Source organism: Mycobacterium sp. E796 (assembly GCF_001672815.1).
GTDB lineage: Bacteria > Actinomycetota > Actinomycetes > Mycobacteriales > Mycobacteriaceae > Mycobacterium.
The window spans coordinates 1-5,875 of the sequence record NZ_LZKK01000313.1 but is presented as its reverse complement, the minus strand read 5'-3'; the positions used below and the strand labels follow the sequence as shown (position 1 = coordinate 5,875).

7 protein-coding genes are annotated in these 5,875 nt (G+C 68.5%); 6 read left to right on the top strand and 1 reads right to left on the bottom strand.

Annotation, left to right across the window (positions count from 1 at the left end):
- The coding region (gene manA / locus A5706_RS24800; RefSeq protein WP_068136770.1) for a mannose-6-phosphate isomerase, class I at positions 1–1,027 on the top strand (1,027 nt) is incomplete at its 5' end.
- Here the strand turns inward: manA and A5706_RS24795 are convergent.
- Entirely contained in the window at positions 1,005–2,384 is a 1,380-nt protein-coding gene (locus A5706_RS24795) for an NAD(P)/FAD-dependent oxidoreductase (RefSeq protein ID WP_068136768.1), read from the bottom strand. The two genes, manA and A5706_RS24795, sit on opposite strands and share 23 nt — an antisense overlap.
- Before the next feature lie 94 nt (positions 2,385–2,478).
- Here A5706_RS24795 and A5706_RS24790 point away from each other — a divergent pair, with 94 nt between their 5' ends.
- The 5 genes from A5706_RS24790 to A5706_RS24770 form a co-directional block, all read left to right on the top strand.
- Positions 2,479–3,987 carry an amino acid permease gene (locus tag A5706_RS24790; protein WP_068136766.1) on the top strand — a complete coding sequence of 503 codons (1,509 nt, stop codon included), beginning with the start codon at positions 2,479–2,481 and terminating at the stop codon, positions 3,985–3,987.
- 101 nt (positions 3,988–4,088) lie between these two features.
- On the top strand, positions 4,089–5,312 hold the full coding sequence (locus tag A5706_RS24785) for an alkane 1-monooxygenase (RefSeq protein WP_068136756.1): 1,224 nt from the start codon (positions 4,089–4,091) through the stop codon (positions 5,310–5,312).
- Positions 5,309–5,482 (top strand): rubredoxin, encoded by a 174-nt coding sequence (locus A5706_RS24780; RefSeq protein ID WP_068136746.1) that lies wholly within the window; start codon positions 5,309–5,311, stop codon positions 5,480–5,482. Before A5706_RS24785 ends, A5706_RS24780 begins: the two co-directional genes overlap by 4 nt.
- The gene (gene rubB / locus A5706_RS24775) at positions 5,479–5,661 is read left to right on the top strand and encodes a rubredoxin RubB (protein ID WP_068136743.1); all 183 of its coding nucleotides are present in this window, start codon (positions 5,479–5,481) and stop codon (positions 5,659–5,661) included. Before A5706_RS24780 ends, rubB begins: the two co-directional genes overlap by 4 nt.
- Before the next feature lie 35 nt (positions 5,662–5,696).
- Positions 5,697–5,875, top strand: a 179-nt coding sequence (locus A5706_RS24770) for a TetR/AcrR family transcriptional regulator (protein ID WP_369831954.1), incomplete at its 3' end; no start/stop codon positions are given.

Sequence of the window (5,875 nt, the reverse complement as noted above, 5' to 3'; positions counted from 1 at the left end):
ACAGCTCGGCCCGGGGTCGCGCGCCCGCTTCGGGGACGTCCTGCCGTTCCTGGTCAAGGTGCTCGCCGCCGACGAGCCGCTGTCGCTGCAGGCCCACCCGAGCACCGAGCAGGCGGTCGAGGGCTACCTGCGCGAGGAGCGCCTGGGCATCCCGGTCAACTCGCCGGTCCGCAACTATCGCGACACCTCCCACAAACCGGAGTTGTTGGTGGCGCTGCAGTCGTTCGAGGCGCTGGCCGGGTTTCGCCAGGCGTCGCGGACCGTCGAGCTGCTCCGCGCGCTGGCCGTCTCCGACCTCGACCCGTACATCGACCTGCTGAACGACCAGTCCGACGCCGACGGCCTGCGCGCGCTGTTCACCACCTGGATCACCGCTCCGCAGCCCGACATCGACGTGCTGGTGCCCGCCGTGCTGGACGGCGCGATCCAGTACGTCAGTTCCGGGGCAACGGAATTCGCGGCCGAGGCCAAGACGGTGCTGGAACTGGGCGAACGCTATCCCGGCGACGCCGGCGTGCTGGCGGCGTTGTTGCTCAACCGCATCACCCTGGCCCCGGGCGAGGCCATCTTCGTGTCGGCCGGCAACCTGCACACCTATCTGCGCGGCTTCGCCGTCGAGGTGATGGCCAACTCCGACAACGTGTTACGCGGCGGGCTCACCCCCAAGCACGTCGACGTGCCCGAGCTGCTGCGGGTGCTGGACTTCACGCCCACCACCGAGGCGCAGCTGCGCCCACCCATCCGCCGCGAGGGGTTCGGCCAGATTTACCAGACGCCGACCGACGAGTTCGCCGTCGCGCTGCTGGCGCTCGACGGCGAGTACCTCGGCCACGAGGTCGACGCCGGCTGCGCCCACGAGGGCCCGCAGATCCTGTTGAGCACCCAGGGCTGCACGACGGTGCACGCCAAATCCGGATCGCTCACGCTGGAACGCGGAATGGCGGCCTGGGTGGCGGCCGACGACGGACCGATCCGCCTCGTCGCGCGCGAGCCCGCCAAACTGTTCAGGGCGACCGTAGGGCTGTGAGCGGGCGTTGCCGGGCTTCCCGGCGCTCGCGCAGCCACAGCCGCATGTTGTGCGCCATGGCGCGGCCCACGATCCGCGGCGGCGGGACCATGTACAGGCTGTCCAGCAGCGAGAACCGGCGCAAAAACCATTCGGCCAGAACGGGATCCGTCTCGGCCGCCCCGAGGAACTGGTCGAACAGCGCGCCGGACGGCCGCCACCACCACGGCACCCGCCCCTTGGGCCGGGCGTGGTGGAAGGTGATGTCGCCGATCGCGTTCATCATCCATACCGGGTAGGTCGTCCGTGCGGTGGCCCGATTCAGTTCGCGCGCAAGGTCATTCGATTGCAGCGCCCGGCGCAGATGACCGGCCTGCAGCACCGTCATCGTCATACCCTGCCCGAAGGTCGGATTGAAGCTCGCGACGGCGTCACCGAGCGGGACGATGCCGTCCGGGAAGCGGTCCAGCCGGTGGTAGCGGCGCCACCGGCTGGCCGGAAACGCGTGATACGCCGGCTCACCGACGGGTTCGGCCTGCGCCAGAGCGGAATTGAAGTGCGCGGGCAGCAGCTTGCCGGCCAGCGCCAGCATCTCCGGGAACGTCGCTGGCGGCTTGGCGCCCGCCACCCCGAACGTGGTCAGCACCCAGACCCGGTCCTCGTAGTGCAACATGCCCAGCCCCAGCGACTCGTCGTGAGACGCCCCGGCCACCACCACCTTCTCGGCGATGAGGCCCTCCGGCATGCGGAACTGCTGGGTCGCGTAGTTGATGCCGATGTCGATGGTGGCCTCGACCGGGCGCTCGAATCCCCACTGCTCCAACCACACCGGCAGGCGGGTGCCCCGGCCGGCGGCGTCGACGACGAGATCGGCCGGCACGAACTCCGGCTCCCCGTCCCCCTGCGGGTCGAGCAGCACGCCGGTCACACGCTGGCGCGCGCCGTCGAACCGCGGCTCGGCGACCGAGCGGCGGATGATCTCGACATTCTCGATGTCCGCCACGCGGCGGCGCACCTGCCACTCCAGGTGCGGGCGGCTGGGCACGTACGCGGTGAACTCGTCGCGCAGCGTGTGCCCCGTCCCCAGGACATGGCCCGCGGCGCCCAGGTGAATGCAATCCGGCCGGTTCTCCAGTATGGGCACGCCCGCGTCGACCATGTCGTCGAGCAGGCCGGGGAACAGGTCCTCGAACTCCGCCGCGCCGCGGGCCATCAGCATGTGCAGGTGCCGGTCCTGGGGGACCGTCGCGCGGTTCGCCGGCGCGCTCGGCAACTCGTCGCGCTCGTACACGCTGACTCGCGCGTAGAAGTCCGACAGCACCCGCGCGGCGCACAGCCCGGCGATGCTTCCCCCGATGACCGCGGCATGGTCCCGCATGTTTCCCCCGCTCTCCGCTATGCGGAGCAGACTACCCAGTACTGTGCGGTCCGACGGGACCCAACGGGTCCCAGTAAGCCCAGAAGGCGGACGAATGGCAAATCGATGGCGCACGAAATCGGTAGAGCAGTCGATCGCCGACACCGACGAGCCGGAGACCCGGCTGCGCAAGGAGTTGACCTGGTGGGACCTGGTCGTGTTCGGCGTCGCGGTGGTGATCGGCGCCGGCATCTTCACGGTCACCGCCTCGACCACCGGCGACATCACCGGACCGGCAATCTGGATCTCGTTCGTGATCGCCGCGGTCACCTGCGCGCTGGCGGCCCTGTGCTACGCCGAATTCGCCTCGACCCTGCCGGTGGCGGGCAGCGCCTACACCTTCTCCTATGCCACCTTCGGTGAGTTTCTGGCCTGGATCATCGGTTGGAACCTGGTGCTGGAGTTGGCGATCGGGGCCGCCGTGGTGTCCAAGGGCTGGTCGAGCTACCTGGGGAACGTATTCGGATTCGCCGGTGGCACAGTCCAACTCGGATCGGTCAGCCTCGACTGGGGCGCGCTGCTGATCGTCGCGGTGGTCGCGACCCTGGTCGGCCTGGGCACCAAACTGTCGTCCCGATTCTCCGCCGTGATCACCGGCATCAAGGTGTCGGTGGTGATTTTCGTCGTGCTGGTCGGGGTCTTCTACATCAAGCGCTCCAACTACTCGCCGTTCATCCCGAAGCCGGAGGCCGGGCAAGGGTCGTCGGGCATCAACCAGTCCGTGCTGTCGCTGCTGACCGGGGCGCACAGCAGCCACTACGGCCTCTACGGCGTCTTGGCGGGGGCATCGATCGTGTTCTTCGCGTTCATCGGGTTCGACATCGTGGCCACCATGGCCGAGGAAACCAAGAAGCCGCAGCGCGACGTGCCCAGGGGCATCCTGGCGTCGCTGGCGATCGTGACCGTCCTGTACGTCGCGGTGTCGGTGGTGCTGTCCGGCATGGTCTCCTACACCCAGCTCAAGACCGCGCCCGGCCACAAGCCGGCCAACCTTGCCACAGCCTTCGCGGCCAACGGGATCGACTGGGCCAGCAAGATCATCGCCGTCGGGGCGCTGGCCGGGCTGACCACCGTGGTGATGGTGCTGGTGCTCGGGCAGTGCCGGGTGCTGTTCGCGATGGCGCGCGACGGGCTGCTGCCGCGGTCACTGGCCAAGACCGGCGCGCGCGGGACCCCGGTCCGGATCACCGTGCTGGTCGCGGTCGTGATCGCGGCGACGGCATCGGTGTTCCCGATAGCCAAGCTCGAGGAGATGGTCAACGTCGGCACGCTGTTCGCGTTCGTCCTGGTGTCGGCGGGCGTCATGGTCCTGCGGCGCACCCGTCCGGACCTGGAGCGGGGCTTCCGGGCGCCGTGGGTGCCGGTGCTGCCCATCGCGTCGATCGCCGCCTGCGCGTGGTTGATGCTGAACCTCAGCGCCCTGACCTGGGTCCGGTTCGGTGTCTGGCTGGTGGTGGGAACCGCGATCTACGTGGGCTATGGGTACCGGCACTCCGTTCAGGGGCGCCGGCAATCCGGCGAGCTCGCCTCGGTGGCCCCGGCGGAGGCGGGCCCGGCCGGCTGATCCCGCTGGTTTACAAAATGGCGCTCCGTGTCTAGACACAAGACGCAAACTGCCGTATTGTCCAACCTCAACGTGGCATGACTCACAAGGAGGTTTGGCATATGACCACACTGAGGCCCGAGGAAGCGCCGGTCTGGCGGGACAAGAAGCGCCACCTGTGGCTGATGGGGCTGATCGCCCCGACGGCGTTGTTCGTGATGCTGCCGATCGTTTGGGCGGCCAACCGGCTCGGCTGGCACGCCGCCGCGCAGGTGCCGCTGTGGATCGGGCCGATCCTGCTCTACGTGCTGCTGCCGATCCTCGACCTGCGGTTCGGGCCCGACGGTCAGAACCCGCCCGACGAGGTGATGGAACGGCTGGAGAACGACAAGTACTACCGCTACTGCACCTACGTCTACATCCCGTTCCAGTACCTCAGCGTGGTCCTGGGCGCCTACCTGTTCACGGCGTCGAACCTGAGCTGGCTCGGCTTCACCGGAGGATTGGGCTGGGCGGGCAAGCTGGGCGTGGCGCTGTCGGTCGGGGTCCTCGGCGGGGTGGGGATCAACACGGCCCACGAGATGGGGCACAAGAAGGACTCCCTGGAGCGCTGGCTTTCCAAGGTCACCCTGGCGCAGTCCTGCTACGGCCACTTCTACATCGAGCACAACCGCGGCCACCACGTGCGCGTATCGACCCCGGAGGATCCGGCGTCGGCGCGGTTCGGCGAGACCTTCTGGGAGTTCTTGCCGCGCAGCGTGTTCGGCAGCCTGCGCTCGGCGCTGGGGCTGGAGGCGCAGCGGCTGCGCCGGCTCGGCAAGAGCCCGTGGGACCCCCGGACCTACCTGTTCAACGACGTGCTCAACGCGTGGCTGATGTCGGTGGTGCTGTGGGGCGCGCTCATCGCCGTCTTCGGCCCGGGCCTGATCCCGTTCGTGGTCATCCAGGCGGTCTTCGGGTTCAGCCTGCTGGAGGCGGTCAACTACCTCGAGCATTACGGGCTGCTGCGGCAGAAGGGCGCTAACGGGCGTTACGAACGTTGCCAGCCGGTGCACAGCTGGAACTCCGACCACATCGTGACGAACCTGTTCCTATATCACCTGCAGCGGCACAGCGATCACCACGCCAACCCGACCCGTCGCTATCAGACGCTGCGCAGCATCGAGGGCTCGCCCAACCTGCCGAGCGGGTACGCGTCGATGATCTCGCTGACCTACTTCCCGCCGCTGTGGCGCCGGGTGATGGACCACCGCGTGCTGGCGCACTACGACGGCGACATCACCCGGGTCAACATGCAGCCGCGGCTGCGCGAAAAGCTGCTCGCCTCCCACGAGGTGGCGGCATGATCGCCTACCGCTGCCCGGGTTGCGGCTACCGTTATGACGAAGCCAAAGGCGCTCCGCGGGAAGGCTTTCCCGCGGGCACGCCCTTCAGCGACATCCCCGACGACTGGTGCTGCCCCGATTGCGCGGTGCGCGAGAAGGTGGACTTCGAGAAGGAAGACGTGACGGCATGAGCGACTACAAGCTGTTCCGCTGCATCCAGTGCGGCTTCGAGTACGACGAGGCGCTGGGCTGGCCCGAGGACGGGATCGCGGCCGGCACCCGCTGGGACGACATCCCCGACGACTGGAGCTGCCCGGACTGCGGCGCCGCGAAATCCGACTTCGAAATGGTGGAAGTGGCCAGACCGTGAACGCCTCGACTACTACTGTCGCGCCTGTGAAGCGGATGCCGTATGCCGAGGCGTCGCGCGTCCTGTTGCGCGACTCGGTGCTCGACGCGATGCGGGACCTGCTGCTGGCCCGGGACTGGTCGGCGATCACGCTGTCGGACGTGGCCCGCGCAGCGGGCATCAGCCGGCAGACCATCTACAACGAGTTCGGTTCGCGCCAGGGCCTGGCGCAGGG